A 24,885-nucleotide genomic window follows, 5' to 3' on the forward strand; every position below is an offset into this window, starting at 1 on the left:
ACCCGGGACACCAGGTCTGCCGGAAGGGGTACGCCGCACGCGGCAGGAACTGGAATCGGTCCGGGACGACGCCGCCCGCCAGTTCCACGCGGGCGACGACGCCCGGGTGCACGTCGAGGTCGAGGTGCGGCAGGCGAAGGCAGCCGCCCACGGAGTGTGGGCCACCGCGGCGTGGCTGTTGGGCGAGCTGCAGGCCGCCCCGATCAGCCAGAAGTGGTACGAGTACCCGTACACCAACCGCCAGGTGGGGCTGGAACGCACCCACGCCCGGGACCGGATCGAGGGCAACGACTGGCCCGACGTCGACCGGGACTATGCCGCCGGGGTCCAGTACACGGTGGGGTGGAGCTTCTGGCCGGACGAGGAGCGCCCTGTGCCGCCCGCAGGATGACGTACGGCACGCGAAGAGGCCCGGACCATCGGTCCGGGCCTCTGTCGTTGAGCGGGGCGGATCAGCTGGGCACTTCACCCGTCCGCAGCATGTGCAGGTGCCGCCCGAGCTTTTCGCGGTCAGCGTCGACCTTCTTGTTCTCGAACAGGTCGTGCCTGTGGCCGTTGCCGCCGTCGCGGTCGAAGGTGCTCTTGCACTCCTCCAGGATGAACTTGCCCTGGCGTACGGCGTCGGGGAGCCAGCGGCCCAGCCACTCAGCAACCCGCAGCGGAGACGCTTCCTTGTCGCGGAAGGCCCAGTAGTGGCTCATCATCAGGCTGGTCAGGGCTTCCACCATGTCCGGGTGCTGCCACCAGCACGAGGAGGGACGCTCCGTGTACCCCAGCATCTCCTTGTAGGAGCGGGGCCAGCGGACCCGGAACGTCTCGTCCATCCACTTCAGAAGGATCTCCCAGGCCCCCGCTTCCTGCTGGGGGGTGAAGGTGTCCCAGTTCCAGACCGCCGGGGCATCCCCCTTGGGCTTCTCCGTCAGCTTCTTGACGATCAGGGACAGTTCCTGGATGCGGTCCCCGAGGTTCTGCCCCTCCAGCGTTTCGAGGCGGCCGTTCACCTCGTCCAGCTGCCGACCCAGTTCGCGGGTCCGCTCCCAGACCGCTTTCGTCTCCTTGGGCTGGTCGATCATCCGGTCTGCCCCCAAACGTTCTGCTCAGCGGCCGGCGCCTGCCCGGGGATCGTCCCCGGGTACGCGGCAGGCTGCTGCTGCGGGACCACCGGAGCCGTGGCGGGCATCTGCGGCGGGAGGACGGGCCCGGCGACCTGCACCCCCTTCTTCTTCAGCTTGGCCTCCAGCTTGGCCTGTGCCTTCGCCTGCTTCATCAGTTCCTTGACGTCCTTCCGCTGCCACACCGGGGTGAACGCGTACCGGATCGGCGGCAGGTGCCGGTAGAACACCAGGCCCGTGCCTTCCTTCATCTGCCGGATGGCGTCCTGCGGCATGATCCGGACCCGTCGCACCGAGACGTTCCGGGACTTCTTGTCCTCGTCCGTGGCGGACGAGGAGGCCACTTCCTCGTCCTTCTCCCCGCAGAGGAGGGACAGTTCTTCCAGATCCTGCGGGATGGACAGGCCGCCGAGGGCGATCCGGACGGAGTTGTTCATGATGGTCTGCGCTCCGTTGTGGCCCCACCGCTCCCTCAGCTGGGACGGGGACTGGACGCTGACCAGGAGCTGAATGTTCCGGCCACCCGCGTCCGCCGACCACTTGTGCAGGGGAAGCGGGCAGATCACGGCCGCCTCGTCCAGGACGAACCGCACGTACGGGTCCACGCGGCCGCCGGGGCTGTTGTCCGCCTCCAGGTACGCCGCCTCGTAGATCTCGCCCACCAGGGCGGTGAACAGCGGGGCGACGCTGCCGTACTGCTGGTCACGGCCCATCAGGTACAGGGTGCCGCGCGAGCGGAGGAAGTCCGCCACGTCGAACTTCTGCTGGCCGGGCCGGGGGGACACGATGTCCATGACCTGGGGGAGCGACATGAACTCGAACGAGCGGATCAGCGTCAGGTACACGCTGTCCCTCGTCTTCTCCGGCGCGTTCCGCATCTGCGACAGGCCCCGGGCCCAGCCGGCGGGCACCAGCTCCGGGTAGTTCTCCAGGATCTCCAGGGGCTCACGCTCGGTCGAGTCGGTCACCCAGGCCCGGACACGGGTCAGGTCGTAGCCCTTCAGGCCCGCCGCCATCAGGTAGCAGGACAGCACCATGAAGGAGTGGCCCTCCCAGAAGGAGGCGTTCTCCATGGCCTCCCCGCTGGCCGAGGCCGCGAGCAGGTACCCGGCGCGACGCAGGGCCACCACCGGGTCCTGGCAGCCCTCCACCAGGTTCCAGCGCAGGGTGTTCTCCACCCCGCTCACGCCCGCGTTGAAGACCCACACGGGCCTGTTGTGCTCGCGCCGCAGCTGGTGGGTGTGGTCGTAGAGGTCACCGCGGGTCGAGGTCACCACGCAGGCTCCGGCCGCGTCGATGATGGCGTTGCCGTACTGCGCGGACTTGCCGGTACGCGGCGGGGCGTACATCAGCACGATGTCCTCGCAGGCGACGAACAGCCCCTTCTTGTAGAGCAGATCCGTGCCGAGGTGCAGCCCGACCTCGTGAGGGCTGATGGAACGCCGCTTCGCCCCTTCCAGGGACGGGCGGAGGGTGTCCGCGCGGGCCCGGAGCCCTTCCTGGGACAGCCACTTCTTGAGTTCCTTGGGGTTGGCGAACCCGACCCGGGCCGCATCCTTCCCGTTCGTGGTGGGACCGGACTTGCCCAGGTCCCACTTCTGCTTCAGGTGGAGGTACCCGAGGCCGCCGCCGGCCACGACCGTGAGGCCGAACCCAGGCCAGCCGCCGAGGGGCCAGTTCGAGCCCACGGTGTTGATGAGTTCGAGGGCCCCGCCCACGGACGGCTCCGGGAGACCGCCGTTCTCGGCACTGGCCGCGAGCGCCACGGTGGGCAGTCCGGCCGCCGCGTACGCGGTGCCCTGGCGGGACTTGCCGAGCGCGGAGGGCTTGTGAGCGTCGATGATGCGGTGCAGCCAGTGCGGCATCATCCCGCCCGGCAGGTCGGTGGTGGGGGGTGTGGGATTCTCTTCCTTGCGTGACACGAGCACTCTCCTCTGTCGCGAAGTCCCCGGGTTGGGCGGTACCAGCGCCTCCCGGGGGCGCCTAGTGTCCGGTGACCTCACGATCACCGTACGAGCCAGGACTGACATTCAGCCCCGGGTTTTCTCAGCTGTGCTTGTCGATGATGGGCTTCAGGTACTTCCGGGCCGTGCCCTCCGTGAACCCCGTCCCCGGGGAAAGAGACCTGGCCAGGGAGCTGGCGGACTGGTTCGGGTAGCGCTGTTCCGCAGGAAGCCGCACGTAGCGGTACTCCAGCAGTTCCACGCCCGTCAGGTCCGGCTCAGGCTCCGGACCCTCGTCCGCGCCGTCCTCGTCCTCGTCCAGGCCCTCGTCCACGGCCTCGTCGACAACCTCCGGCACCAGCTCCGGCTCAGGCGCCGGAACAGGCTCGGCGTAGTCGCCAATTGGCGACTGGACCACCTCGTCCGGCTCCGAGGCGAACGGCTCCGGCTCCGGGGACTTCTGCAGCCAGTCGGCCCCGTCGATCCGGGCCTGCACCATCGCGGGCCGTCCGTCGTTGCGGGCCGCCCACGGGCCGTTCGCGGCCGCCAGCTGCCCCTGCGGCTCGTACCCGCCGCTGTACGCGGCCGCCGGTTCGGGCCCGAACGCCTCGTACGGCGCGGGGGCCGCTTGCTGCGGGACCGGTGCGGCGTACGGCTCCGGGTGGCCGGCGGCCGTCTCCTGCCGCTCCACCTCGTCCGCCTCGTCCTGGCCGTCGTGCTGGTCGGTGTCGACCTCCCCGCGCTCCAGCTCCCGTCCGGGGGCGGGGGCGGGCAGTTGCTCGCGCACGTCGCCGTCGACCGCCTTGTGGTCGAGGCGTTCCAGCTCCGCAGGCAGCGGGATGCCCGCGGCCGCCAGGCCCGCCGCCGCCGTCTCGAAGATGGGCACGCCGTACTTCGCCAGCCGGAGCGGCATCAGCGCCTCCACCGGGGCCTTACGACGCCAGCCACGGCCGAACCGGGCCTGCAGACGGGACTGGTAGATGAGCCGGGCCTGTTCCAGGCTCACGGCCTTCTCGTAGCTCCGAACCTCCCAGAGCTTCATCCGGCGCCACAGCCGGAAGGTGGGCACGGGCGAGAGCAGCCACCGGGTGATCCGGACGCCCTCCATGTGCTTGTCGGCGGTGATGTCCGCGATCCGGCCGACCGCGTGCCGCGCGGCTTCCACGGAGACGACGAAGAGAACGGGGATCACGGCGTGCATCCCCACGCCGAGCGGGTCCGGCCAGGCCGCCGCCGCGTTGAAGGCGATCGTGGCCGCCGTCAGGAGCCACGCAGTCTGGCGCAGGAGCGGGAAGGGGATGCGGAGCCACGTCAGGAGCAGGTCGAGACCGAGAAGCACGACGATCCCCGCGTCGATCCCGATGGGGAACCAGTACGAGAAGGTGCCGAACTTCTTCTCCACGGCGAGAGCGCGCACGGCGTTGTAGGAGCCGGCGAAGCCGATTCCAGCGATGACGACCGCGCCGAGGGCGACAATCCCGATCAGCCAGTAGTGGACCCGGGTCAGTTCCGGAATGCCCTTCTTCTCTTCAGGCTCGGTGGCCGATCCCGGGGGATCAGCGGCCGTACCCTGGTGGTGACGCATGTAGGTCTCCAAATCTCAGCGTCCTGGGCCCTGGTGGTGTCTCCTCACCACCGGGGTTCCTTCTCTCAGCTCTCGTCCGTGGGCTTGGCGTAGCCCTTCCGGCTCAGCCACTCGTCGTACGCGGCCGCCACCTGTTCCTTCAAGCTCATTCCGGTGTCGAGCTTGCAGAGCGTGCCCCGGCGGTGCAGCTGAAGGTCTTCCGGCACTTCCACGTTGAGGGGTCGCATCCGAACGACTTCCTCCTTCTTGGGTCGGCCCCTGCGCTTGGGCTTGGGGTCATCGGTCATGTGGTCGCCACCTCTCCGTGTACTGCGGGTGGAGGGATGATCCCACTGTGCGGCTATGGATCTATGAAAGCAGGTCCCTAGGTTCCTAGCAACTATTTTTCCTAGGTTCCTTGCAACCTAGGAAAAAAGGCCCTACGGTAGAACCAGAACGAACGAGAGGGCCGGGGTTCCCGCCCCGACCCTCTCCGCCCGGAACGGCGTTGACGCGCCTTCCGAGCTGGGACACCCCTATTCGCAGAGAGAGGGATCTCCGTGCAGAAGTCTGCCAGCCGGACCACCGGCATCTCCATCCCGGCCCCCGCGAGCCGCCCCCGCCTCGTGCTGGTCGGCAAGAAGGGCCCGGCGTTCAGCGACCCGTGCGGCGACTGCGACGGGTTCGACACCGTCGTCATCCGCCGCAACGGTCAGGCGTCCACCGTCCGCTGCACCTGCCAGCTGGCGGTGAGCGCATGAGCGCCACCGACGACGCCGTGAAGAAGGCCGAGGAGGCCCGCCGGAAGGCGGAGGCCGACCTGCGCCGTCACGGCCAGGCCATGGCCATCAAGGGCCGCAAGTGAGCGCCCGCCCGCCCCTGCCGGTTCGTCCGCAGCCCCACGAGCGCGACGGACGCCAGCCGCAGCAGCAGCCGGCGCGGCCCCACCCCGCCCGATAGGGCCCCCGGCGGGCCGCCCCACCGCGGGCGGCCCGCCCTCCCCTTCTCGCCTTGATGGAGAGGCACACCCATGTCGCACTGCACCAACCCGACCGTGCTGGAACGGATCTCCGACGCCGACCTGCGGGCCGACAGCCGCGCGGAGTGGCTGGCCGGGGAGTACCGCGCCGGCGAGTACCCGACCGCCCACGTCCACTACGACCTGGCCGCCGCCGCGTTCGTCGTGGTCGCCCCGCAGGGGGGTGCGTCCGCGTGACCGTCGCCCGCGAACGCCTCATCGCCCTGGCCGCCCTCGTCTTCTCCGTGCTGGTCATGGCCACCTCCGTGGACTTCGGCCGCAACGCGATCGAGGCGGCCCTGTCCGGGCTGACCGCGTACGGCACCGTCGTGGTGCTGGCCGCACTCGGCCTGTCCGTGGGGCTCCGGAAGATCTGGAAGGCCAGCAAGACCGTGCTGGCCGTCGCCGTCGTGATCGCCCTCGTCCTGTTCGGGATGGGCAAGGCCGTGGCCGAGGTGATCAGCTGATGCGCGCTCTCACCATCCGCCAGCCGTGGGCGGCCGCCATCACCTACGCGGACAAGCGCGTGGAGAACAGGGTGTGGCCGACCTCGTACCGAGGCCCCGTACTCATCCACGCGGGCAAGACCGTGGACCGCCGCCACGGCCCCATGGTCGCCGCCGTGGTGCGCGGGCTGCAGCTGGACCTGGGGGCCGTGCTCGCGGTCGCCCGGATCATCGACTGCCACCCGGACGACGGGGAGTGCACCCCGTGGTCGACCACCGGGAACTTCCACTTCGTCCTGGACGAGGTGACCGCCCTCCCGCTCCCGATCCCGTGGGCGGGCGCACAGCAGCTGTGGACCCCGCCGGCCGTCCTCGTGGAGAAGGTGCGCGAGCAGCTGTCGAGCGAGACCGCCGCCCACGTCCTGCGTGAGGAGGCGGGCCCGTGCTGACCGTCTACGACGAGTTCGCCGGGGTCGGCGGCTCCAGCAAGGGCGCCACCGCGGTGAAGGACCGGGAGGGCAAGCCGCTCACGGAACTCATCTTCGCGGCGAACCACAAGAAGGACGCCGTGGAGGACCACGCCCGCAACTTCCCGGACGCCGACCACTTCGAGGGCGACGTGGCCCGCGCGAAGATCGAGACCTTTCCCCGGGCGGACATCTTCTGGGCGAGCCCGTCGTGCCCGCCGTGGAGCAACGCGCGGGGCAAGCGCCGGGACTTCGACAACTCCACCCAGGGCGTGCTGTTCGGGGAGAGCGAGCCGGACCCGGAGATCAAGCGGGCCCGCGCGCTCATGGAGGAGGTCCCGCGCTACCTGAACGCGATGATCCTGCGGGGCAAGCCCGTGCTGTGCGGAGTCGTGGAGAACGTCGTGGAGTGCCGGAAGTGGGACCAGTGGTCCCGCTGGCTCCGCGAGGTCCGGTGCGGGGGCCTGTACGAGGTCCGCGTGATCGCGGTCAACTCCATGCACGTCAAGGCCCGGGGGAGCCGCAGGGCTCCGCAGTCGAGGAACCGCCTGTTCGTCGCCTACTGGCTCAAGAGCTTGGGCCGGACGCCGGACTGGAACAAGTGGCTGCGGCCCCGGGCGTACTGCCAGGCGTGCGACGCCACGGTGTCGGCCATGCAGGTGTTCAAGCGCCTGAACGTCGACATGGGCGCGTACGGGCGCAACGGCCAGTATTGGTACCGGTGCCCGAACGCGAAGTGCCGCAACGCGATCGTGGAGCCCGAGGTGATGCCCGCCTCTGCCGTCATCGACTGGTCGATTGAGGGCCGCCGGATCGCGGACCGGGACGAGCCCCTGGCCGACGCCACCATGGAGCGGATCGCCCGGGGCATCGCGAAGTTCGCGAAGCCGTTCACGGTGCCCGCCGGCGGGACCTGGCGGACCGAGCCCGTGTCGGTCGAGGAGCCCATGCCGACCCGCACGACCCGCGAGACGGACGCCCTGGCCGTGCCGCCCCTGCTCATCCCGACCGAAGGCCGGGACGGGAAGGTGGCGACGTCGACCGAGGAGCCGATGCGGACCCAGACCGCCCGCAACGAGACCGGACTGGCCATCCCGCCGTTCCAGATCAGTCTCCGGGGCGGAGGGTCGAAGAAGACCGCGTACGGCGTGGACGAGCCCGTGGGCACGGTCAGCGCGAGCGGGAACCACCACGGCCTCGTGACCGGTCAGCGTCTGCTGATCCCGTACTACAGCACCGGCACGGCCCGCACAGTCGAGGAGCCCGTGGGCACCGTGACCACCCGCGACCGCTGGTCGCTCGCGGAGGTCGAGGAGAACGTCGACCTGGGCGACGTGCGGTTCAGGATGTTGGAGCCTCACGAGATCGGCGCCGCCATGGCGTTCCCGGACACGTACATCGTCACCGGCAGCAAGCGGGACAAGGTGAGGAAGTACGGGAACGCGGTCACGCCGCCCGTGGCCGAGGTCATCGTGTCCGCGCTGGTCGAGGCGGTCACCGGTGAGCCGCTGGAGGTGGCGTGGTGACCCGCCGCCAGGGCCTGCAGATGAAGGGCGGCGTGCAGCTGCCGATGTTCGCCGTCGAGGTCGAGCCGGAGCCCGCCACCGCGGCGGCCCCGGCCCGGCCGGCGGCCGCCGAGTGGGCCGAGGCTCACGGGCTGGAGCTGCAGACCGGCCCGCACGGGTCGGCGGTGCTCAGCCCGTGCGGCACCTACCGGTACCGGCTGGACCGGATCTGGGACGAGGACACCGCGCCCATGGTGTGGGTGATGCTCAACCCGTCCACCGCCGACCACGCCGAGGACGACGCCACGATTCGCCGTTGCACGGCGTTCGCGAAGGCGGCCGGGCACGGCGGCATGGTCGTGGTGAACCTGTTCGCGCTCCGCTCGAAGGACCCGGGCCAGCTCCGGCAGCACCCCGACCCGATCGGCCCGTTCAACGAGGCCGCGCTGATCGAGGCCACCGACGACGCCGTACGCGTCGCGGCCGCGTGGGGCGACGTCAGCCGCTCCGAGCGCGCCCGCCAGGCCCACGCCGTCACCGCCCTGTTGGTCGGCCACGGCCACTCCCTGGAGTCCCTGGGAGTCACCGGCAAGGGCCACCCCCGACACCCGCTGTACGTGCGCGACGAGACCCAGCTGACCCCGTACGACCCGCAGTCGCCAATTGGCGACCGCTCCGCCGAGCCGGAGGTGGACCGGTGAGCAAGGAGAACGAGGAGTTCAACCCCTGGCGATGGGACCGGGACAACGCCCGCAACGGGCAGGCCCGCCTCACCGTCGAGCAGAACGGCCACAAGGTCTCCCTGGACCACCGGGGTGTGTCGATCGACGGACAGCGGATCGTCCGGGACGACCCGTCCAAGGGCGACGCGCACGGCTTCCAGATCACCCCGTTCGGAACCGTCATGTACCGGGGCCAGGAGGTGGCCGCCATCGCGCCCTCCCCGGACGGCACGGCCAACCCGGGCGAGGTGACCGTGTGGGGCAAGGACGGGCCGACGCTCCCCGAGCGCAGGCAGCGCGACCTGGCCGCACGGGAGCGCGAGGAGAGCGAGCGGCGCGAGCGGGACGACCGGTACCGCGCCGACCAGCAGCACCAGCAGGAGTTCACCCGAGGACAGGAGATGACGCTGTGAGCGACCAGAGCCCCGCGCCGTTCGATCCGGCGCTCTACCTGATCGAGCAGGCCCACCGGCAGCCCGTGCCCCCGACGTTCCGCCCCGGCCCGCAGCTGCCGCCGAAGCGTTCCGCCAGCCGTTGGCTGTGGGACCACTTCGGGCGCTTGGCCCCGGCCCTGGCGACCACGAGCATGTCCGCGCTCGCGTGGAGCTGGGGGCAGAACCTCCCGGACGGCTCCACCGCCCCGCTGTGGATCACGGGCAGCCTGGCCGCACTCGCGGGGTGCGCGGGGTGCGTCGCCGCGTCGAAGCAGCACGGCGACAACGAGACCGTGCGCGTCTCGTTCGGCGGGGCCGCCGTGCTCGCGTTCGCCGGGGTGACCGCGTGGACGCCGGACTGGCAGCTGGCCACCCTCCTGTGGGCCGGGTGCACCGCCGCGGTGTACGCGTTCTGTGCACCGCTGTGGCGGGCCGACCGCCGCGAGACCCGCGCTCAGGAACACGAGCTGGTCATGGAGGAGACCAAGGGTCTCAACGAGGCCCGGGTGAAGGCGATCGAGACCGCCGGCGCCGTGGCGACTGCTCAGTGGGAGTACCACCAGGAGCAGGCGAAGGTGGCTGCGATCGTGGCGGCCGCCGACGCCCGCCAGCGCCGCGCGATCCAGCCCGGCCAGGAGCTGGACGTGCAGGCCCTGCTGAAGGCCGCGCAGGTGGCCGAGCTGAACTGACCGACCCGGCAACGACGAAGGGCCCCGCCATCACGGCGGGGCCCTTCTGCTGTGCTCACCTACGAGCCGGCCGGGCCGGGAATCCCGTCCGCCCGCCGCTGCATCCGCACGGCGGCCGTACGGATGCGGGAGAGGTCCACGGCAGTCTCCGCACGGTGGAACGGCGCCACGTCGAGCGCCAGCGCCTCGTTCAGCTGCCGCAACGCCTTCTCCGCCGTGTCTGCAGCGGTCCGGATGGTCTGGCCGACCTTCTCCGCCGTGTCCTCGTCATCCTCCACCAGCTCCGCGTCCACCACCTCGTCCTCGTCCTCGTCACGGTCGCCAATTGGCGACTGGTCGGAGGGGACGCCCAGCCCTTCCTGGTCACGCCGGGCCGCGATCACCGCGGCGGTGACCTTCTTCCCGCCGGACTCCAGCCGGAGGACTTCCACGAACTTCCGGGCGCCCTCGTCGCCGTTGACCTTGACGACGGGGGCCAGCTCCCGGGCGTGCGACTCCACCACGGTGTCGAGCACGACCGTGCCGAGCGGGGCGAGCGCACGGTGGACCAGGGCCAGGTCAATGAGCCGGTACCCGTACGAGCGGTCCCAGCCCCACCGCGCCTTGACGTAGTGCCCGAACTTCTCGTGCCCCTCCAGCTCCCACAGGCCGGATTCGTTGATCTCGTCCAAGAGCTGGCCGACCTCCACCCGGTGCCGGGCCTGCAGCCGCCGGAGGCTCTGCTGGTACTGCCCCACGGACGCTTCAATGCGCGCCTCCAGGGCCTGCAGACGCTCACGGGGGCTCAGCTCCACCTCGGTGTCGGACGACGCCTGTGCGGGCAGCTGGGCGCCGCCGCGCTTCTCCAGGCCGTTGCGGAGCGCGGCTCCGATGGCGCCCCGGGACTTCTCCGATGCCTTGCTCACCGGGCCACCACGTCCAGGATCTCCCGGGCCATCTTGTCCATGTTCGTGTCGGGCTTGGTCTTGATGGGCTTGCCCCAGGACTGCGCGTACCCGTTGCGAGCGTTGGACAGCTCGTACCGGTTCCGCAGCACGGTGTACCCCGCCTCTGCCAGCTCCGTGTCCACGTCGTCCGGCGTCGCCGTGCTGGGATCGACCATCGTCAGCAGGATGACGAGTTCGGGGGCGCGAGCACCCGTCGCGCTCAGCGACTCGATGGCGCCGAGCACGGAGCCGGCCCGCTGCACTTCGTTGCCCGTCGGCTGGAGGCACAACACCGCCAGGTCGACCGCGCTCAACACCGACAGGTGCGGGCCGTCCTTCTTCCGCTCCCACGCTCCCGTGTCCAGGACACACAGCCCCTTCTCCGGGCACAGCCGCACGGCCTCGTTGCGGATCTGGTGAATGCCGGGCGCGGGATAGACGGGGGCGCCGAGGTCGACCACCTGAGCGTGTTCGTAGAGAGTGCCGTTCTCATCCTCTCCGGGCACGTCGGTGTCGATGCCGATGCACGGCACGCCGTAGGACTTCCAGTAGGCGAGGAAGTGCGCGAGCATCGTCGACTTGCCCGCGCCTCCCTTCCCCACGAAGGCGATTCGGCGGCCCTGGGCGGGCAGCACGGGAACGGGGCGAGGTTTCGTCATGGCCCGGACGCTACCGCCCCACCGCGTGATCGAGAGGCCCGACCGGCGCACCGCAGGCAGCTTGTACGACCGAGGCGCCCGTTCGGCTCCGGCGGCAGTCGCCAATTGGCGACCGGCTCCGGGTGCGGGTGGGGAAGACGCGGGGCTCTGCCCCACACCCCGGCCACCCTGCGGAGGGGGTGGGGGGCACGGCTTGGTGGGTGCGGGTTGTGGGTGGTGGAGATGGTGGTGGGTCGCGGTGCGGCCCCCTCGTCGGACGGCACCCGAGGGCAGCACACCGCCCGCCGGCCATCCAGGACGCCTACGGCGCCGCCTTCGGCGGTCGGGCAAGCCCGATCCTGGACAGCCGACGAACGGCGCACTGGACTGAAGTCTGCCGCCCAACGAGGGAACCACCCCGCTCAGCCCGGACCGATGCCGCAGGCAGCACGCAGGGCGAGGAGCCGGTTACGGTGCTGCCCATGGGGATCAGCACGGGGGAACAGCCGGGATACGCACTACTCGTCGCGGCCGAGCCGCCCGTACGACGCCCGCTCGCGGTCACCACGGCGTTGCCTCAGCTGGCCGCCGTCCCGCCGGCGCGTCTGGTCGGCACCTCGTACGCGAGCGTCGTACAGCTGGCCAACCCCGACGACCCCAACACCGTGTTGACGAACCTCCGCACCGCGGCCGCCGTCGAGGGCCCGCTACTCGTCTACGTCGCCGGGCACCTGGCCGTCGACCCGCGCCAGCACCTTCTCCACCTGGCCCTGGCCCGCACCACCGCCCGCACGATCCGGTACACCGCGCTCCCGTGGCACTGGATCGGTGCCGAGCTGCAGCGCCGCCCGCCGGGCACCACCACGGTGGTGGCCGACCTGGCGGCCGACACGGACGTCTGGCAGGCCCTCGTCCACCAGGAGCAGTCCCTGGCCGGATCGTTCGCGCTGTACGGCGCCGTGCAGCTGCAGGACCGCCGCCACCGCCCCGGCCCCTCGTACACGAACGCGCTCGCGCACATCCTCCGCACCGCGCCGACGAGGCCGAGCACCGAGCAGCTGCACCACCAGGCCGCCCGCGCGGCCGCCGTCGACGCCGCCGCCACCCTGTGGTTGGGAGGACAGGCGGTCGAGCAGGCCGCCCCGCACCCCGACGTCGACGTGCCCGCACCGAGGACCGAGGCGACGCCGACCACCGCGGCCGCCGTCGAGGAGGACCCCCACCTGGCGATCCGGGACGCGAGCCGCGCCGGCCGCCACGGAGAAGCCGCCGCCATCGCCGCCTCGTACGAGCAGGCCGCACTCCGGGCGCACGGCGCGCAGTCCGTCGAGGTCGCTCACTGGATCGAGGTCCGCGCGTTCCTCGCGCAGCAGGAAGGAGCACCGGACCGCGCCTGTCAGCTGTGGCTGCAGGCCGCCGTGGTCCGGCTGACCGCCGACCAGCCCGCGCACCACCCCGACGTGGCCGAGGCCGTCGACCGCGCCCACGGAGCTTGGCACCACGTCAGCGACCCCTCCCAGCTCCGGCAGTTGGGCACCGAGTTGTTGAGTCTCCGGACCCGCGTCCCCGGAAAGAGTGGTGCTCGCGCGGACGTACAGCGACGACTCGCGAAGCTGCGCGAGGCCACCAGCCCCCGAAATTCGGGGGTTTGGACCCGTCCCGTCAGGCGGGAAGTCGACAAGTAGCCTCCCGCGTCACGGGAAACGCGCAGATAACTTCCGTGTCGTTGGACCAACGCGCCCCGCATGTGGATATGATCACTGCTATGGCAGGCGTACGAGGTCTTCAGCACAAGAACCGGACGGTTCATCCGCCCGAGAAGCCTGTGCGCGCAACTGTCATCCTCCACCCCAGCGACGCGGAGCGACCGCTCTACGAGGAGCTGGTGAACGAGCTTGGTGTGTCCGGCGCCGAAGTGCTCCGGCAGGCCATCCGAGAGCTGCACAAGCGCGAGAGCTACCGCAAGGAGCGGAAGGCACGCGCGGCGGCTGCAAAGGAGCTGCCCCAGACCGGATGACAACAACGTCCGGACGTGAAAAAGGCCCTGACCCGAACCTTCAGATCAGGGCACCGCACGTTCGACGGGACAGTCTCAGCCCAAGCTGGCCGGCGGAAGTCTGAGCGTCCCTATTCCCACAGGTGAGGCCCGTTTTTGAGGCGCCGGACGTAGTCCGGGGCCGGGCCTTCGTGTGCCCCCTTATCTAGCTCCAGGAGCATCAGCATCGTAGCTCATCGCTGCGATGGCGGCCCAGTGCGCCCTTCTTCCGGTGTGTCCGTAGTACAGCCGGAGTCGGCGCCTCGCGCGCCGCTGTCGCTGGAACACGAAACCGTCGCTGTACTGCGCTTTCCCCAGATCAGCCTGCCCATGTGGTACCGGGTTCTGGAGATCGCAGACAGCCGCGGTGAGCTGCCCATGCGCCTGCGACGTCTGGCCCGGTTCCTCTCCCAGCAGGAGCTGGACCGCGCCACGGGCCGCGTGATCGGCCAGTGGGACACGGGACGGGTCGACGGGGGCATGGACTTGGCCCACGGTTACGGCCTCACCGAGGGATTCGGGGATGACCGGTTCTGGGACGACCTGAAGTTGGCGTACCGCCACGGATACGTGGAGCAGGTCGTGAAGCCGGCCCCGGGCCGCCGCGCGGTCTACGCCCTGTGTCTCCGGGTCGACGCGATCCCGAGCGACCTCCCCGACGACCTGATGCGCCAGCTGAAGGTGTGGGACCTTCCCGAGGTCGAGGTGCGGCACGAGGACGCCCGGTACGGCCGCCTCACGGCCAGCGCGTCCGTGCCGCTGGCCGGAGCCGAGGCGGTCGAGGTGGACGAGCAGACCGCCGCCGCGCTGGCCACCGCTCCGCGCTGGGAGCACCCGGCGGACTCCCCGGCGGCGGCCGCCGCCGAGGCCATCCGTACGTCCGCCAAGGCCCTGGGAGCTGACGCCGGGCCCCAGGATCTCCGGTGCTGGGCAGTGGCGGACCGGGACCGCGCCGAGGCCCTGAATCAGCGGCTGATGGGTAATGGCAAAACGTCTCCCTCTTACGCGAAGGGCTTTCAGCTATCTGGTCTTTTCTCTGCAGGTAGTAGCGGGCTGAGCTTGTCGAACGACATGGGACAAGCAAAAACGACGCCTTCGGCGGCGCCTGGAAAGAAGCCCTCGTTCCTGTTCGGGGACGACCCCAGCGCCGTGGCAGACCGGGTTCTGAGGCGTGCGTGGCACGCCTGGCGGGCCCAACTCGGACACGGCAAGGTGATTTTGCCCAACGGGTCCTGGGACGAGCTTGGACGCTGGCACGGCGGTTCGGCATGGTCCGACCTGCAGCGCACGGTCCGGATCGCGCTCCGCCGTTCCACCGAGAGCGAGCTGGTCGAGGTGCTGTCGAGCAGCGTCGCCGGGGTGGACGACGTGGGCCGCCTGGCCGCGTGGCGACTGTGGCGGCTCATCAACTCCCGGAAGGACGCCCACGGTCACGGCCGCCGGCGGACCGCCGTTCCGGCCGCCAGCGTGGCCGAGTGGGACGACATCGAGACCACCGTGGCCAAGCGCGCCCGCGTCCTCACGCAGTCCGTTGCCCAGCCCGACCTCAGCAGCCGCGAGGAGGATCTGCGCGAGCAGAACCGGCGCCGCGAGGCCGCCCGCCTGGCCGCCGAGGCGGAGCTGGCCGCAGAGGCGAAGCGCGCCGAACTCACCGACCGGTGGGGCCTGGACCGTTGGGCCAGCCGCAGCTCCGAGCCGGAGCAGCCCCGCCGCTGGTCGGCCCGACAGCCCGAGCACGTCCACCTGGCGGAGGTCGAGGAACGCCGGTACCTGGACCGGCCCGTGGGCCAGTCCGAGGCCGAGCAGACGTACCGCGCGGCCCTGGCCCGCGCCCGCGCCGAGAAGCGCGCCCGCCGCCGGAGCTGACGAAGAATCGGCATATGCCGACAATCGCGGTTCACCTGACAACCTAGGTTCACGACAGTTAAGGTTGTCGCATGACGACGAACGAACACGAGGAACCCGGGTACTGGGAGCACTTCATGGCCCCCCGTGACCCCGCCTGGACCGAGCCGACCGACAAGCAGCTGTCCACCCTCCGCACCCGCGTCCACGACGCGGCCGTCGACCTGGCCGCCCACATCTCCGTGCGGCAGGAGCAGCTGCAGCGCAAGACCCCGACGCGCGAGCAGGCGATGACCACCGCCGACTGGCACCTGTCGGTCGTGCGGGCACTGCGCGAGACGCTGACCCTCGCGGAGGGCATCGCCGAGAACTACGCGCGCAAGGCCGGAGCCGCCGGGGCGAGTTACGCCCAGCTGGGCACCGCGTGGGGAGTCTCCCGGCAGGCCGCCCGCAAGCGCTGGCCCGGAGCGGTGAGCGCCATCAACCCGCACGCCAACCGTGAGCCCGTCCACTTCGAGGCGTTCGGCGGGGAGGCCCGGGTGGTGTTCCACCCGGAGGACGGGGGCTGGTGGTGGATCGCCACCGCGGCCAACCGGCAGGTGCGAGAGGCGCCCGAGAAGGCCGAGTACGACACGAGCGAGGAGGCCGCGGCCGCCGCCGGCGCGTTCCTCTCCGCGAACGCCACCATCGAGGAGACGAACCGATGAGCCTGCCCGAACTTCCCGCCCTGGCCGCCGCCCTGCAGGCCCTGTTCGACACGTACCCGACCGACGCCGACGCCGCCGAGCGGCTGACTGTCGCGCTGGAGTCCGGCGACGAACGCCACGTCGTCAGCCTGCAGCCGGGCCAGGCCGCGTGGTTGACCAACCTCGTCCAGGACGAGTTCGCGAGCTGCCGCAACGCCCACTCGGACGGGAACGGGCAGTGCGCGCACTGCGCCGGCCGGGGCGTGGTCGGCGCGGCGAAGCCCACCGTCTGGATCATCTGGCAGACGGACGGGGCCGGGCCGGGCCGCCCGTGCCTGGACGAGGCCACCGCCAAGAACCGTGCCGAGACGCTGTACCTGGACGGGTTGCACTCGGATGACCAGGAGGAGGCGCGGTTGGAGTGGACCGGCGGAGGCGACCTCTACGAGCTGGAGGACAACGGCCAGGACACCGGCTGGTGTGTCGGCCCGGAGGCCGTCGAGACCCCGGCTCGGACCTGGACGTGCACCTTCTGCGGCGAGGACAACGACGACGCGTTCGCGGTCTGCCCCGGTGACGGGCACCGCCGCCCGGACGCCGCCTGACCGCACCACCGCAAGAGGCAACGGGCAACACAGCGAACCGACTACCGCCGCCCGAGTGCGGCATGGAGGCTGAACAGCATGGAGACCACACCGGAAGACCTCAGCACCCTGTACGAGGACGGACACGTCCAGAGCGTCATCACCTCGTACGGCGCCGGCCACCACGACGACCCGGGCGGCAACGCCGTGGTGGTCGACACCCGCCCCCTGCGCAACCCGCCCGAGGACCCCGAGGTCCGCGACCGGATGCTGCACAGCAACGGCCTGGACCCGGAGGTGCGCCGGTACGTCATGGCGACGCCGGGCGCGAAGGAGCTGGTGGCGCAGTCCGCCGAGAAGGTCCGCATCCTGCTGCAGCGGGACAACCTCCGGCAGTGGACCGGCGGCCCGCAGCAGTACCGCGTGGACGTCCACGTGGTCTGTGGTGGCGGCCGCCACCGTTCGGTGGCCGTGGCCGAGGAGATCGCGGTGCACTTGCGGGCCGCCGGGATCGGGTGCGAGGTCGAGCACCGGCACATCGAGCGGCCGATTCTGCAGAAGTGACGCGGCCGGGACCGTCGTAACCGGCCCCGGACGCGCACACCAGGACACCACATCGAGCAGGCCCCGCCCACCCGGGCGGGGCCTGTCTCGCGCTCAGGACCCGAACGCCTCCCGCCATCCGCTCCGCACCCCGCGGCCCACGGCCCGCCAGGACGACAGGAAGCAGCTGCACCCGTCGCCCTCCCGGCGGGGGCAGCCGGCCGCGTGCCCGCGCACGCCGAGCCGGACGAGGGAGAAGGGGAGCACGACCAGCTCCGCGAGCAGGACGCACGGAGCGACGAGGAGGACTAGGACGTGAGAGCGCCAGCGGCGCGTATTCGTGTTCATGGTCGGCAGTCTGGAACGGTTCACCTGTGGACAGTTTCCGGCGAGCACGGCTGACGCCCTCTCAGAACGGCCCGCCGGGGGCCGGATAGGCTCTGTTCGATGTCACAGTTATGCCCATTACTGTGACAGTGCAGGTCAGCGCGTTGGAGGCGATCAGATGCGGCTCGCGGGGTACATCCGGGTGTCGACCGGCAGTCAGCTGGACGGGTTCGGGCTGGAGGACCAGGAGCGCATCGTGCGCCGCTGGACCCGCGAGCACGGACACAAGCTGGCGAAGCTGTTCGTGGAGAAGGCGCAGTCCGGCACCATCGCCGGGGACGAGCGGCCGGAGCTGGCCGACGCCCTGTTGTGGGTCGAGGAGAAGAAGGTGCAGGGCATCGTGGCGCCGAACTTGGACCGCCTGGCCCGCGAGCTGGTGGTGCAGGAGGCGGCCCTGGCCCAGTGCTGGAAGCACGGCGGCCGCGCGTTCATGGCCGATCAGGGCGAGATCCTGCCCGACGACCCCGAGGACCCGATGCGCACCGCCATGCGCCAGATGATGGGCGTGTTCGCGCAGTTGGACCGAGGCATGACCGTGGCCAAGCTCCGCCGCGGCCGCCGCATCAAGGGGGAGAAGGGCCAGTACGCGTACGGCGCCCCGCCGTACGGATGGGCCGCGCACAAGAAGGAGCTGACCGAGGAGGAGATGGAGCAGGCCGGGCGAGCCCGCGCCCGCCAGCTCCGGGACGAGGACGAGCTGTCGTTGCGCGAGATCGCGGCCGTGCTGGAGGCCGAAGGGCTCCACCCGAAGCGCGGGGAGCGCTGGCACCCGGAGACCGTTCGCCGGATGCTCGCGAACACGACCGACCGGCCGCCGACCCTGCGCCGGCGCGAGCGCACCGCGTAGGGACGACGAAGGGCCCGGCCAGGCGGCCGGGCCCTTCTGTCTGTTCCTCGTCAGGAAGCCGGGGGCAGTGTCCGTTCCGCCAGCTGCCCGACCGCCGCCCGCCGGGCCGAGTCCCACCCGGGTTGGGGAGGAAGGCTCCGGAGCAGGCCGCGCAGCCGCTTCGCCTCCACCACGGTCACGCCGCCCAGTTCGAGGCGTCCGCGCGGAGCCGGGACCTTCGCGCCGTGCACGGCGACCACCGGCCGGACCGGGACGCCGAGGGCCCGAGCTGCCTGTTCCGCCTCCCAGACCACCGTCTGCAGGGCGCGGGTCTGGTCGTAGCGGCCGTACCGGAGGGTGCCGCCCTGCACTGTCAGCTGGGACTTGTCCGACGTCCAGTTCTTCGTGTCGACGTACAGGGCGCCAGCGGCCGTGAAGGCGAGGTGGTCGAGGTTCGCCCGACTCCCAGGGATCGCCCGATCGTGGAGCACCACGGCGTGGCCCCGGCGGACGAGCGGGGCCAGGAGCTTGGCCGTCCGCGCCTCCCCAGCGGCCCCCACCGCCCAGCTGTTGTGGCCCCGGCGGTACAGCCGCCGTACGCCGAGCCCGACCACGACCAGCGCGGCGACCAGGCCGAGCTGCCAGTTCGTCAACGAGCCGAACGCCGACCCGACCACCGCGGCGGCCGCCGCGAGTAACGGCAGCAGCACCCGGGCCCGTCGATGCTGTGCTGCCCGCTCCGCTGTCCGTGCCGCCTCACCCATCCGGCCCGCGCTCGCCCCGGCTCCGCTTCGGTGCCCCGCTGTCGTCATCCCGCCGCCCCTCCCGTGTGGTTACTGCCTGTACCGGGACGGTAGCGCCCGGGGGTGACACCGCACAGGCGAAAAGACCGGCCACCGTCACATGGCACGCGTAGCCACCTCTCGTTGCCGACTGCGGCCCGCCCGGGGTGCCAAAAGACGGCAGCGGCGGGAGGGGGGAGGGGTGGCCCGGGTGCGGTGTGCCGTCGACTCCGCCGGAGTCGGGCCGGGCGCCGTACTCCCGCCGTCGCGGATGACGGGCGCGTGAGGAGACCGCACCGCCGGCCGTGGTCGAGGGGGAGCAGCAGCTGCCGCGAGGTGGCCGAGCCCGTCGTGGGCGCTCCGCTCAGCGCGGCACCGTGGGCCCGACCCGTTCGGCGAACTGGGAGACTTGGGCAGGTGAGCACCACCCGCCGCCCGTTGGGCACCGGACCCCGCACCGCCGAGGAGCAGTCGCCAATTGGCGACCAGCGCGAACGCGGCCGGACAGCAGCAGAGCGGGCAGCCGTCGAGCCGCCCGCCCTGGCCGTCGAGAACGAGGTGGTGGAGGCGCGGCCGCCGGGCCGCCGCCCGTTGGGCACCGGGGGCGCCCGCTTCTAGTTTTGCTCCCTCATTTGAGGGCCGATTTATGGAACTTCCCCAGGTCAGATGGGGTAACAGTCGCCCGGACTGTTACCGCGATCCTGGGGGAAGTGCCCGACGCCGGCGGGCCGTTCGCTCCGGCCGGACCGGGACGTCCGCGCGGTCGACCCGTACCGAGGTGGGGCCCTCGTCCGGCTGGACGTCGAGCACCAGGCGCAGGCCGCCGCCGCGGTGCGTGAGCCGGGTCGGCTCACCGGCCTGCAGCGCGGTGCACGCCTGCAGAAGCGGCAGCAGGATCTCCACCACCCGCTCGCCCCGCTCGCGATCGTCCGTCATGACCCTGATCTGCACCATGAGGTGAACCCCCTTCTCAGTCGACCGAGGAGGCCACGGGCGCGGCCATCTCGCGGAGTCGGTCGAGTACCGCCCGGACGTCGCCCAGGGCACGGTGGCCGCCGCCGAGCGCCTGCCAGCTGTAGTTGCCCCAGTAGTCCGACCAGTCGCCGTACCAGTCCGAGTACGGCACCATCGCGTCCTCCAGCGCCATGCCGTCGAGCCAGGCCGCCGCCGACGCCGCCGGGTCCTCATGGCCGGCCGCCCGGTAGTGCCGGGTCAGCTCCCAGCGCAACACCCCCTTGTCGTACGGGGCGTTCCAGATCAGGCACCGCCGCCCGTCGAGCGCGGCCGTGAGGCCGACGAGGATCTGCCCGAACGAGGGCGCCGTGGCCACCGCCTCGTCCGTGATGCCGTGGATCTCCGAGGCGTCCGCCGGGATCGGCCGCCCGGGGTTGACCAAGGTGTCCACCAGGACGTCCCCGGAGCCGGAGATGACCGCGAGTTCCACCACGCACGCTTCCGCGTCGAGCCCCGTCGTCTCCGTGTCGAGGACCACCAGGGCCTCGTCCGCGAGCGCGGCCGCCGCCCACTCCCGCAGTTCGAGCACCCGCCGGCGCCGGGCCTCCCGCTCAGCCTCCCGGGCCTCCACCGCCCGCTGTTCGGCTTCCGCCCGCTCCCGAGCGTCCCGTTCCTCGCACGGCGAGCACCACCGCGGCCGCCAGTACCCGTACGGGTTCGCCTCCCGCCAGCGGCGCACCGCCGCTTTGGTGGCCGTCTTCACCGAGCAGTCCCGCCCCGGGCAGGTGATGGCGTACAGCACCGCCTCAGCCTTCCGGCCCCGTTCCTCCGCGAGCTGGGCACGGCGACAGTCGCCACACCGGTTGTGCGCGGCCGGGTACGGACGCTCGCGCACCGCCCCGCAGCCCCAGCACGTCCGGGCCCGCTCGCGCTGCCGGACCAGCTGTGCCTTGTTCCAGCACTGCGAGCAGGGGCGGCCGTTCAACCGGTGCTCGCGCACCTTGCCGCACTCCGGACAGGTCCGGGCCGCCTCCATGCGCTTCTTCACCGCCGAGGACAGCGGCCGCATCTTCACCGCGGCCGCCGGGTCGTACAGCGGCACCTCCACGTCGTGCTTGCGCAGGTAGAGGTACGCGAGGACGGGCTGACCGTCCGCCAGCTTCAGCCGGGCCTGGCCCAGTTGCGTCTGCGTTCGCAGGTACGCCGGCGCCTGCCCCCATCGGTAGACGGGCACCCCGTCCGTGAAGCCGTACGGCTCCCCGCGCGGCACCCGATCCGGGTCCTGATCTGCGCTTTCACGACTGGCCGGGACCGTCCCCGCCGCGCGTGCCGTCGTTGCCGTGCTCACCCGTACCTCCCGAGGACAGTCCGCCGGAATTCCCGACGCTAGCATTTATAGACCCCATTCGGGCCGCTTTTCAAACTCCGCCATCCGAGGAAATCGAAAAGACCGGAGGACGCTTAGAACTGTGCGCGCTAAGCCGGATTCTCTTAAAGGAGATCCTTTTAATTCACCGGCCGTGGCCGTCACTCGTTCGAGTGAGGGCCGTACGCGGCCAGGGCCTCCCGGATGATCCGGGCGGGCGGGTAGAGCAGGCGCGCGAGTTCGTCACGACGGGTCTTCTGTTCCTGTGTCAGCCGCAGCCCGGAGCCGACCAGGCCCAGTTCGTACAGCCGGGCCAGCGGCTTCTCCGAGACCCGCCACGAGGCAGTCCGCAGCTGTAGAGCGAGGTCCGCCGGGAAGGCGTAGTTCCGCTGAACCAGCGTGATTCCGGTACTCGCCCCGGGCCAGCGGCCGGACAGCGCGAGGCGGTCGAGGTCCGATTGCGTGAGCGGAGCCCACGGCCCCGCCAGGTCCTCGTCCGCCAGGCGCCGGCGGACCGCCTCACCCACGACGACCTCCAGCGCAGGCCAGTGCTCCGGCCGCATACGCGCCACCTGCACGCGAGCGTCGCGCGGCCGAATGCCGGACGCCACCAGCTCCCGTACGGTCTCCTTTTCCTCCAGCCGCCGCCGCTTATCGAGCAGCGCGAGCGCCCCCGCTTGTGACGCGGTGATCCAGGCAGTAACGCCGATTTTCTCCATACCGAGATTCTAAAGGAGATCCTTTCCGCGAGCGCCAACCGCGCCCGGAGTGCATTAAAAGGATCTCCTTTTGTCGAGCGCGCCCGCGCTTCGCCAAACGATCTTGCAAGGGCTGTCAGCCAGGAAGGCCCAGGTCGTCCAGGGACGCCCCGGCGGCCCATTGCTGCAGCTGGCGGCCGTCGAGCAGGTGGACCCCGCCCTGGCGGGAGGCCCAGAGGACATCGGCGCGGCTGTACGAGCCCCTGCTGACCACCACTCGAATCAGGTTGTCGACCCCGGGTCGGCCTGCCTCCCGCAGGGGAGCGGGACCGGTCGGTGCGTCCTCGTGCGCCGCCTCGTCCGCCGGGCGGAACCCGACATCGAGCTGGCGGCCGCCGCGGTCGCGGGCGTACAGGCGGGGCCGCCCCTCGTCCGGCATCGCGATGACGTGCCAGCCGTCGCGGCGCAGCATCCGTTCGGCGGCCGCCGCCAGGCCGTGGTCATCGAGCACGCCGAGTTCGGTCGAGGTGTAGATGCCGCCGCGCCGGCGGGCCGCCGCGCGGCGCCACCGCACGCCCACCGCCGTGGCGGCCGCGAGCAGAACGACCCCCAGCACCAGGCCGCCGACGCCGAGGGCGCGGTGCAGCCAGACGAGGAGGACGACCGGCCCCGCCACAGCGAAGGCGAGCCCGACGAACGCGGGCAGTACGTCGCGGAGTTCGGGCCCGTACCGCCCCTGTGCCCGCAGCTCCGCGACCGCACGCTGCCGTTGCGAGCGGCGCGACCCGGGCACGGGAGGTCGTCTCCACCACAGCTCCACCTGGGTCAACTCCCCATCACCGCCCCGTTGTCCGTACGTGTCCGTAGAGATACCCGCTCGCGCGGGCGACCCGCCAGCCGGGACGGAGACCAGCCACGAGCTGGCCGGGCGGGATCGACTGAACCGCTTGCGCAGGCCGTAGGGGAACCCCTACAGTCAAGGGTGTTGGGGAACCCCAACACCGACGAAGGGAACCGTACATGACGACCTCTCAGCACCGGCCGCTCCCGCACCCGGCAGAGGAGCCGATGACACCGAACCGGCCCGGCATGGAGCCGTGGGAGGCCGCCGGGCGGACCGCGCACTGGCCGGACGGGGTGGGCACGTACACGCTCGCGTTCCACGGCAACAAGCAGTGGAGCATCGCGGACGAGGCGGACACCGCCATCTTGGCGATGGACTCCATCCAGTCCGGCGAGCCGCTGGAACAGAAGCTGATTTGGGAGGGGCTGCGGGACATCCGCCGCCTGAAGCAGCGCCTGGCCGCCATCGAGGAGGAGCTGATGCTGGCGGCCCGCGAGCCGGAGGCCGACCGCGACAAGATGTCGTTCCGGGAGTTGGGCGAGGCGATCGGCCAGCACCACACCACGGTGAAGGAGCGGTACGACCGCCTGGCCGTCGACGGACGCACCCACCCGTTCCGCGGGTGGCTGACCGAGAACACCCCCCGCGCCGACCTCTACCCGACCAACTGAAGGGCGACCACCACCGTGAGCACCGACGCGTACAAGGACTTCCAGGCCCTCCAGGTCCGGCGACCCGACGACCTCCCGCCGGCCACCCCCTTGACCTGGCAGGCGGAGAAGCACTCCCAGCACGCCGAGCGCCTGTCGAACCGCCGCTTGCCCGCAGACTTCCCGTACGAGGTCGAGCGCGGCACCGCGGGCGACGCGCTCGCGCAGCTGGCCCTGGGGGAGGCCATCCGCCGCACCGCCCTGAACTACCGGCCCAGCACCCTGCACGAGGCCCTGGAACTGGGGGCGACCTGGCAGGAGGTGGCGGCCGCGCTGGACTGCACCCCGGACGAGGCGCGCGACGTGCTCCGGTCGTACGCGGACGGACAGCGCCACCTGTACGAGGGCGACGAGCGCGAGGGGCGGAAGCCGATCGGGTTCACCGCCGAGCAGCACCGGGCCGCGCTCGCACTCACCGAGCTGGCCGACGACGAGTCGGCGGCCGCCGAGGAGGACCGGTGATCCGAGACGCCGTGACGTGCGACCGCGACGGGTGCGTCGCGCTGTTCCTGGAACCCGTGGACGACCCGTACGCGCTGGACACCGACGAGTTCGAGGACGTCATGAAGCGCGCCGGGTGGACCTACGGCGACGACGGGCACCGGTGCCCCGCGTGCGTCCGGGGCACCGGTCCGGTGCTGGAACTGGGGGAGTGCCCGCGCTGCACCGGGACGAGGGTCGACCTCCCGGCAGGGGCGACGTGCCACTACTGCGGGCACGTCGAGCCGCACCCGAAGGAGGAGTGGTGATACTGCGAGCCATCCGCCGGCGGCGCGAACGCCTGGCCGCCGAACAGCGGGCCCGGCACTTCCAGGCCCAGGTGCAGCAGGCCACGGACATGGCCATCACCGCGGCGGTACGGGCCCGCCTCTCCGAACCCGTGACAGACATCCACATCACCTGGCCGTTACGGGTCACCGTGGGCGACGTCCTCACCGCCGCGCGGGAGCACTTCGCCCTGGACGTCCACGAGGCCGACGCCGCCGCGATGCTCCGGCACCGCCTGGAATGGCGGGGGCACGCGGGATGGGGCGACCTCGTGACCGACGCCTACGAGTACGACGACTGACCAACCCTCAGCACCCCGACCGGCCGCCGCTGGAACGCGAGTTCCAACGGCGGCCGTTGCCGTTCCAGCCCGTCCGAACCTCTCCCGTTCTA

33 protein-coding genes are annotated in these 24,885 nt (G+C 71.4%); 21 read left to right on the forward strand and 12 right to left on the reverse strand.

The window, feature by feature from the left end; all coding sequences use genetic code 11:
• The coding region (locus ACSHXC_RS43425; RefSeq protein WP_438297940.1) for a hypothetical protein at positions 1-391 on the forward strand (391 nt) is incomplete at its 5' end.
• A 61-nt stretch (positions 392-452) separates the two neighbouring features.
• Here the strand turns inward: ACSHXC_RS43425 and ACSHXC_RS43430 are convergent.
• The 4 genes from ACSHXC_RS43430 to ACSHXC_RS43445 all read right to left on the reverse strand — a co-directional run bounded on the left by ACSHXC_RS43430 (position 453) and on the right by ACSHXC_RS43445 (position 4,927).
• Positions 453-1,073: a hypothetical protein gene (locus ACSHXC_RS43430; protein ID WP_438297942.1), complete on the reverse strand. Its 621-nt coding sequence runs from the start codon at positions 1,071-1,073 to the stop codon at positions 453-455.
• Complete coding sequence (locus tag ACSHXC_RS43435) at positions 1,070-3,034, reverse strand: type IV secretory system conjugative DNA transfer family protein (protein WP_438297943.1); 1,965 nt, start codon at positions 3,032-3,034, stop codon at positions 1,070-1,072. The genes ACSHXC_RS43430 and ACSHXC_RS43435 overlap by 4 nt, the downstream gene beginning before the upstream one ends.
• 124 nt (positions 3,035-3,158) lie before the next feature.
• Positions 3,159-4,640: a DUF2637 domain-containing protein gene (locus ACSHXC_RS43440; protein ID WP_438297945.1), complete on the reverse strand. Its 1,482-nt coding sequence runs from the start codon at positions 4,638-4,640 to the stop codon at positions 3,159-3,161.
• Positions 4,641-4,705: 65 nt separating this feature from the next.
• On the reverse strand, positions 4,706-4,927 hold the full coding sequence (locus ACSHXC_RS43445; protein ID WP_235450109.1) for a hypothetical protein: 222 nt from the start codon (positions 4,925-4,927) through the stop codon (positions 4,706-4,708).
• A gap of 252 nt (positions 4,928-5,179) precedes the next feature.
• On the opposite strand from ACSHXC_RS43445, the gene ACSHXC_RS43450 reads away from it, so the two are divergent.
• The 8 genes from ACSHXC_RS43450 (at position 5,180) to ACSHXC_RS43485 (ending at position 9,900) form a co-directional block, all read left to right on the forward strand.
• The gene (locus tag ACSHXC_RS43450) at positions 5,180-5,380 is read left to right on the forward strand and encodes a hypothetical protein (RefSeq protein ID WP_438297947.1); all 201 of its coding nucleotides are present in this window, start codon (positions 5,180-5,182) and stop codon (positions 5,378-5,380) included.
• Between the two features lie 269 nt (positions 5,381-5,649).
• Entirely contained in the window at positions 5,650-5,835 is a 186-nt protein-coding gene (locus ACSHXC_RS43455; protein WP_438297948.1) for a hypothetical protein, read from the forward strand.
• Positions 5,832-6,104, forward strand: a complete 273-nt coding sequence (locus ACSHXC_RS43460; protein ID WP_438297949.1) for a hypothetical protein — start codon at positions 5,832-5,834, stop codon at positions 6,102-6,104. Before ACSHXC_RS43455 ends, ACSHXC_RS43460 begins: the two co-directional genes overlap by 4 nt.
• A complete protein-coding gene (locus tag ACSHXC_RS43465; protein WP_438297951.1) occupies positions 6,104-6,532 on the forward strand; it encodes a hypothetical protein in 429 nt (142 codons plus the stop codon). Before ACSHXC_RS43460 ends, ACSHXC_RS43465 begins: the two co-directional genes overlap by 1 nt.
• Positions 6,526-8,076: a DNA cytosine methyltransferase gene (locus tag ACSHXC_RS43470; protein ID WP_235450104.1), complete on the forward strand. Its 1,551-nt coding sequence runs from the start codon at positions 6,526-6,528 to the stop codon at positions 8,074-8,076. Before ACSHXC_RS43465 ends, ACSHXC_RS43470 begins: the two co-directional genes overlap by 7 nt.
• Positions 8,073-8,756 carry a DUF1643 domain-containing protein gene (locus tag ACSHXC_RS43475; protein ID WP_438297952.1) on the forward strand — a complete coding sequence of 228 codons (684 nt, stop codon included), beginning with the start codon at positions 8,073-8,075 and terminating at the stop codon, positions 8,754-8,756. Before ACSHXC_RS43470 ends, ACSHXC_RS43475 begins: the two co-directional genes overlap by 4 nt.
• Positions 8,753-9,190: a hypothetical protein gene (locus ACSHXC_RS43480; RefSeq protein ID WP_438297953.1), complete on the forward strand. Its 438-nt coding sequence runs from the start codon at positions 8,753-8,755 to the stop codon at positions 9,188-9,190. Before ACSHXC_RS43475 ends, ACSHXC_RS43480 begins: the two co-directional genes overlap by 4 nt.
• Positions 9,187-9,900, forward strand: coding sequence for a hypothetical protein (locus ACSHXC_RS43485; RefSeq protein WP_438297955.1), 714 nt, complete (start codon positions 9,187-9,189; stop codon positions 9,898-9,900). The genes ACSHXC_RS43480 and ACSHXC_RS43485 overlap by 4 nt, the downstream gene beginning before the upstream one ends.
• A 59-nt stretch (positions 9,901-9,959) precedes the next feature.
• Here the strand turns inward: ACSHXC_RS43485 and ACSHXC_RS43490 are convergent, their stop codons facing one another.
• Together ACSHXC_RS43490 and ACSHXC_RS43495 are read right to left on the reverse strand one after the other, a co-directional pair.
• On the reverse strand, positions 9,960-10,805 hold the full coding sequence (locus ACSHXC_RS43490; RefSeq protein WP_438297956.1) for a hypothetical protein: 846 nt from the start codon (positions 10,803-10,805) through the stop codon (positions 9,960-9,962).
• Entirely contained in the window at positions 10,802-11,485 is a 684-nt protein-coding gene (locus ACSHXC_RS43495; RefSeq protein WP_438297957.1) for a hypothetical protein, read from the reverse strand. Before ACSHXC_RS43495 ends, ACSHXC_RS43490 begins: the two co-directional genes overlap by 4 nt.
• A gap of 461 nt (positions 11,486-11,946) precedes the next feature.
• On the opposite strand from ACSHXC_RS43495, the gene ACSHXC_RS43500 reads away from it, so the two are divergent.
• The 6 genes from ACSHXC_RS43500 to ACSHXC_RS43525 all read left to right on the forward strand — a co-directional run bounded on the left by ACSHXC_RS43500 (position 11,947) and on the right by ACSHXC_RS43525 (position 17,178).
• Complete coding sequence (locus ACSHXC_RS43500; protein ID WP_438297958.1) at positions 11,947-13,149, forward strand: hypothetical protein; 1,203 nt, start codon at positions 11,947-11,949, stop codon at positions 13,147-13,149.
• 80 nt (positions 13,150-13,229) lie between these two features.
• Positions 13,230-13,481, forward strand: coding sequence for a hypothetical protein (locus ACSHXC_RS43505; RefSeq protein ID WP_366350592.1), 252 nt, complete (start codon positions 13,230-13,232; stop codon positions 13,479-13,481).
• Between the two features lie 396 nt (positions 13,482-13,877).
• The gene (locus ACSHXC_RS43510) at positions 13,878-15,365 is read left to right on the forward strand and encodes a hypothetical protein (protein ID WP_438297959.1); all 1,488 of its coding nucleotides are present in this window, start codon (positions 13,878-13,880) and stop codon (positions 15,363-15,365) included.
• Between the two features lie 71 nt (positions 15,366-15,436).
• Positions 15,437-16,051, forward strand: a complete 615-nt coding sequence (locus ACSHXC_RS43515) for a hypothetical protein (RefSeq protein ID WP_438297960.1) — start codon at positions 15,437-15,439, stop codon at positions 16,049-16,051.
• On the forward strand, positions 16,048-16,635 hold the full coding sequence (locus ACSHXC_RS43520) for a hypothetical protein (RefSeq protein WP_438297962.1): 588 nt from the start codon (positions 16,048-16,050) through the stop codon (positions 16,633-16,635). The genes ACSHXC_RS43515 and ACSHXC_RS43520 overlap by 4 nt, the downstream gene beginning before the upstream one ends.
• A gap of 78 nt (positions 16,636-16,713) precedes the next feature.
• A complete protein-coding gene (locus ACSHXC_RS43525) occupies positions 16,714-17,178 on the forward strand; it encodes a RapZ C-terminal domain-containing protein (protein ID WP_391777158.1) in 465 nt (154 codons plus the stop codon).
• Positions 17,179-17,271: 93 nt separating this feature from the next.
• Here ACSHXC_RS43525 and ACSHXC_RS43530 read toward each other — a convergent pair whose 3' ends face one another.
• Complete coding sequence (locus ACSHXC_RS43530) at positions 17,272-17,505, reverse strand: hypothetical protein (protein ID WP_030902708.1); 234 nt, start codon at positions 17,503-17,505, stop codon at positions 17,272-17,274.
• Positions 17,506-17,662: 157 nt separating this feature from the next.
• Here ACSHXC_RS43530 and ACSHXC_RS43535 point away from each other — a divergent pair, with 157 nt between their 5' ends.
• On the forward strand, positions 17,663-18,391 hold the full coding sequence (locus ACSHXC_RS43535; RefSeq protein WP_166625862.1) for a recombinase family protein: 729 nt from the start codon (positions 17,663-17,665) through the stop codon (positions 18,389-18,391).
• Positions 18,392-18,441: 50 nt separating this feature from the next.
• Here ACSHXC_RS43535 and ACSHXC_RS43540 read toward each other — a convergent pair whose 3' ends face one another.
• Positions 18,442-19,080, reverse strand: a complete 639-nt coding sequence (locus ACSHXC_RS43540) for a nuclease-related domain-containing protein (protein WP_228773874.1) — start codon at positions 19,078-19,080, stop codon at positions 18,442-18,444.
• Positions 19,081-19,569: 489 nt separating this feature from the next.
• Between ACSHXC_RS43540 and ACSHXC_RS43545 the strand changes: the two genes are divergently transcribed.
• A complete protein-coding gene (locus ACSHXC_RS43545; protein WP_141726811.1) occupies positions 19,570-19,770 on the forward strand; it encodes a hypothetical protein in 201 nt (66 codons plus the stop codon).
• Between the two features lie 72 nt (positions 19,771-19,842).
• Here the strand turns inward: ACSHXC_RS43545 and ACSHXC_RS43550 are convergent, their stop codons facing one another.
• The 4 genes from ACSHXC_RS43550 to ACSHXC_RS43565 all read right to left on the reverse strand — a co-directional run bounded on the left by ACSHXC_RS43550 (position 19,843) and on the right by ACSHXC_RS43565 (position 22,963).
• Positions 19,843-20,106: a hypothetical protein gene (locus ACSHXC_RS43550; RefSeq protein ID WP_438297963.1), complete on the reverse strand. Its 264-nt coding sequence runs from the start codon at positions 20,104-20,106 to the stop codon at positions 19,843-19,845.
• A gap of 16 nt (positions 20,107-20,122) precedes the next feature.
• Positions 20,123-21,454, reverse strand: a complete 1,332-nt coding sequence (locus ACSHXC_RS43555; RefSeq protein ID WP_438297964.1) for an exonuclease domain-containing protein — start codon at positions 21,452-21,454, stop codon at positions 20,123-20,125.
• Between the two features lie 179 nt (positions 21,455-21,633).
• The gene (locus ACSHXC_RS43560) at positions 21,634-22,191 is read right to left on the reverse strand and encodes a hypothetical protein (protein WP_438297966.1); all 558 of its coding nucleotides are present in this window, start codon (positions 22,189-22,191) and stop codon (positions 21,634-21,636) included.
• A 115-nt stretch (positions 22,192-22,306) separates the two neighbouring features.
• Positions 22,307-22,963 carry a hypothetical protein gene (locus ACSHXC_RS43565; RefSeq protein WP_438297967.1) on the reverse strand — a complete coding sequence of 219 codons (657 nt, stop codon included), beginning with the start codon at positions 22,961-22,963 and terminating at the stop codon, positions 22,307-22,309.
• A gap of 227 nt (positions 22,964-23,190) precedes the next feature.
• Between ACSHXC_RS43565 and ACSHXC_RS43570 the strand changes: the two genes are divergently transcribed.
• Genes ACSHXC_RS43570 through ACSHXC_RS43585 form a run of 4 tightly spaced genes read left to right on the forward strand, consistent with a single transcriptional unit; the run spans position 23,191 to position 24,793 of the window.
• Positions 23,191-23,685: a hypothetical protein gene (locus tag ACSHXC_RS43570; protein ID WP_438297969.1), complete on the forward strand. Its 495-nt coding sequence runs from the start codon at positions 23,191-23,193 to the stop codon at positions 23,683-23,685.
• Between the two features lie 15 nt (positions 23,686-23,700).
• Positions 23,701-24,186, forward strand: a complete 486-nt coding sequence (locus tag ACSHXC_RS43575; RefSeq protein ID WP_166625869.1) for a hypothetical protein — start codon at positions 23,701-23,703, stop codon at positions 24,184-24,186.
• On the forward strand, positions 24,183-24,473 hold the full coding sequence (locus ACSHXC_RS43580; RefSeq protein WP_359743670.1) for a hypothetical protein: 291 nt from the start codon (positions 24,183-24,185) through the stop codon (positions 24,471-24,473). Before ACSHXC_RS43575 ends, ACSHXC_RS43580 begins: the two co-directional genes overlap by 4 nt.
• Complete coding sequence (locus ACSHXC_RS43585) at positions 24,467-24,793, forward strand: hypothetical protein (protein WP_438297971.1); 327 nt, start codon at positions 24,467-24,469, stop codon at positions 24,791-24,793. Before ACSHXC_RS43580 ends, ACSHXC_RS43585 begins: the two co-directional genes overlap by 7 nt.
• Positions 24,794-24,885: the final 92 nt, after the last annotated feature.

It is taken from the genome of Streptomyces sp. HUAS TT7, from assembly GCF_051550175.1.
Classification (GTDB): domain Bacteria; phylum Actinomycetota; class Actinomycetes; order Streptomycetales; family Streptomycetaceae; genus Streptomyces.

Bases quoted from the DNA above. Each gene is read 5' to 3' on its own strand.
- ACSHXC_RS43430 (WP_438297942.1), bottom strand. From the start codon at position 1,073: ATGATCGACCAGCCCAAGGAGACGAAAGCGGTCTGGGAGCGGACCCGC.
- ACSHXC_RS43440 (WP_438297945.1), bottom strand. From the start codon at position 4,640: ATGCGTCACCACCAGGGTACGGCCGCTGATCCCCCGGGATCGGCCACC.
- ACSHXC_RS43445 (WP_235450109.1), bottom strand. From the start codon at position 4,927: ATGACCGATGACCCCAAGCCCAAGCGCAGGGGCCGACCCAAGAAGGAG.
- ACSHXC_RS43455 (WP_438297948.1), top strand. From the start codon at position 5,650: ATGTCGCACTGCACCAACCCGACCGTGCTGGAACGGATCTCCGACGCC.
- ACSHXC_RS43465 (WP_438297951.1), top strand. From the start codon at position 6,104: ATGCGCGCTCTCACCATCCGCCAGCCGTGGGCGGCCGCCATCACCTAC.
- ACSHXC_RS43495 (WP_438297957.1), bottom strand. From the start codon at position 11,485: ATGACGAAACCTCGCCCCGTTCCCGTGCTGCCCGCCCAGGGCCGCCGA.
- ACSHXC_RS43500 (WP_438297958.1), top strand. From the start codon at position 11,947: ATGGGGATCAGCACGGGGGAACAGCCGGGATACGCACTACTCGTCGCG.
- ACSHXC_RS43505 (WP_366350592.1), top strand. From the start codon at position 13,230: ATGGCAGGCGTACGAGGTCTTCAGCACAAGAACCGGACGGTTCATCCG.
- ACSHXC_RS43510 (WP_438297959.1), top strand. From the start codon at position 13,878: ATGCGCCTGCGACGTCTGGCCCGGTTCCTCTCCCAGCAGGAGCTGGAC.
- ACSHXC_RS43515 (WP_438297960.1), top strand. From the start codon at position 15,437: ATGACGACGAACGAACACGAGGAACCCGGGTACTGGGAGCACTTCATG.
- ACSHXC_RS43520 (WP_438297962.1), top strand. From the start codon at position 16,048: ATGAGCCTGCCCGAACTTCCCGCCCTGGCCGCCGCCCTGCAGGCCCTG.
- ACSHXC_RS43525 (WP_391777158.1), top strand. From the start codon at position 16,714: ATGGAGACCACACCGGAAGACCTCAGCACCCTGTACGAGGACGGACAC.
- ACSHXC_RS43530 (WP_030902708.1), bottom strand. From the start codon at position 17,505: ATGAACACGAATACGCGCCGCTGGCGCTCTCACGTCCTAGTCCTCCTC.
- ACSHXC_RS43535 (WP_166625862.1), top strand. From the start codon at position 17,663: ATGCGGCTCGCGGGGTACATCCGGGTGTCGACCGGCAGTCAGCTGGAC.
- ACSHXC_RS43550 (WP_438297963.1), bottom strand. From the start codon at position 20,106: ATGGTGCAGATCAGGGTCATGACGGACGATCGCGAGCGGGGCGAGCGG.
- ACSHXC_RS43560 (WP_438297966.1), bottom strand. From the start codon at position 22,191: ATGGAGAAAATCGGCGTTACTGCCTGGATCACCGCGTCACAAGCGGGG.
- ACSHXC_RS43570 (WP_438297969.1), top strand. From the start codon at position 23,191: ATGACGACCTCTCAGCACCGGCCGCTCCCGCACCCGGCAGAGGAGCCG.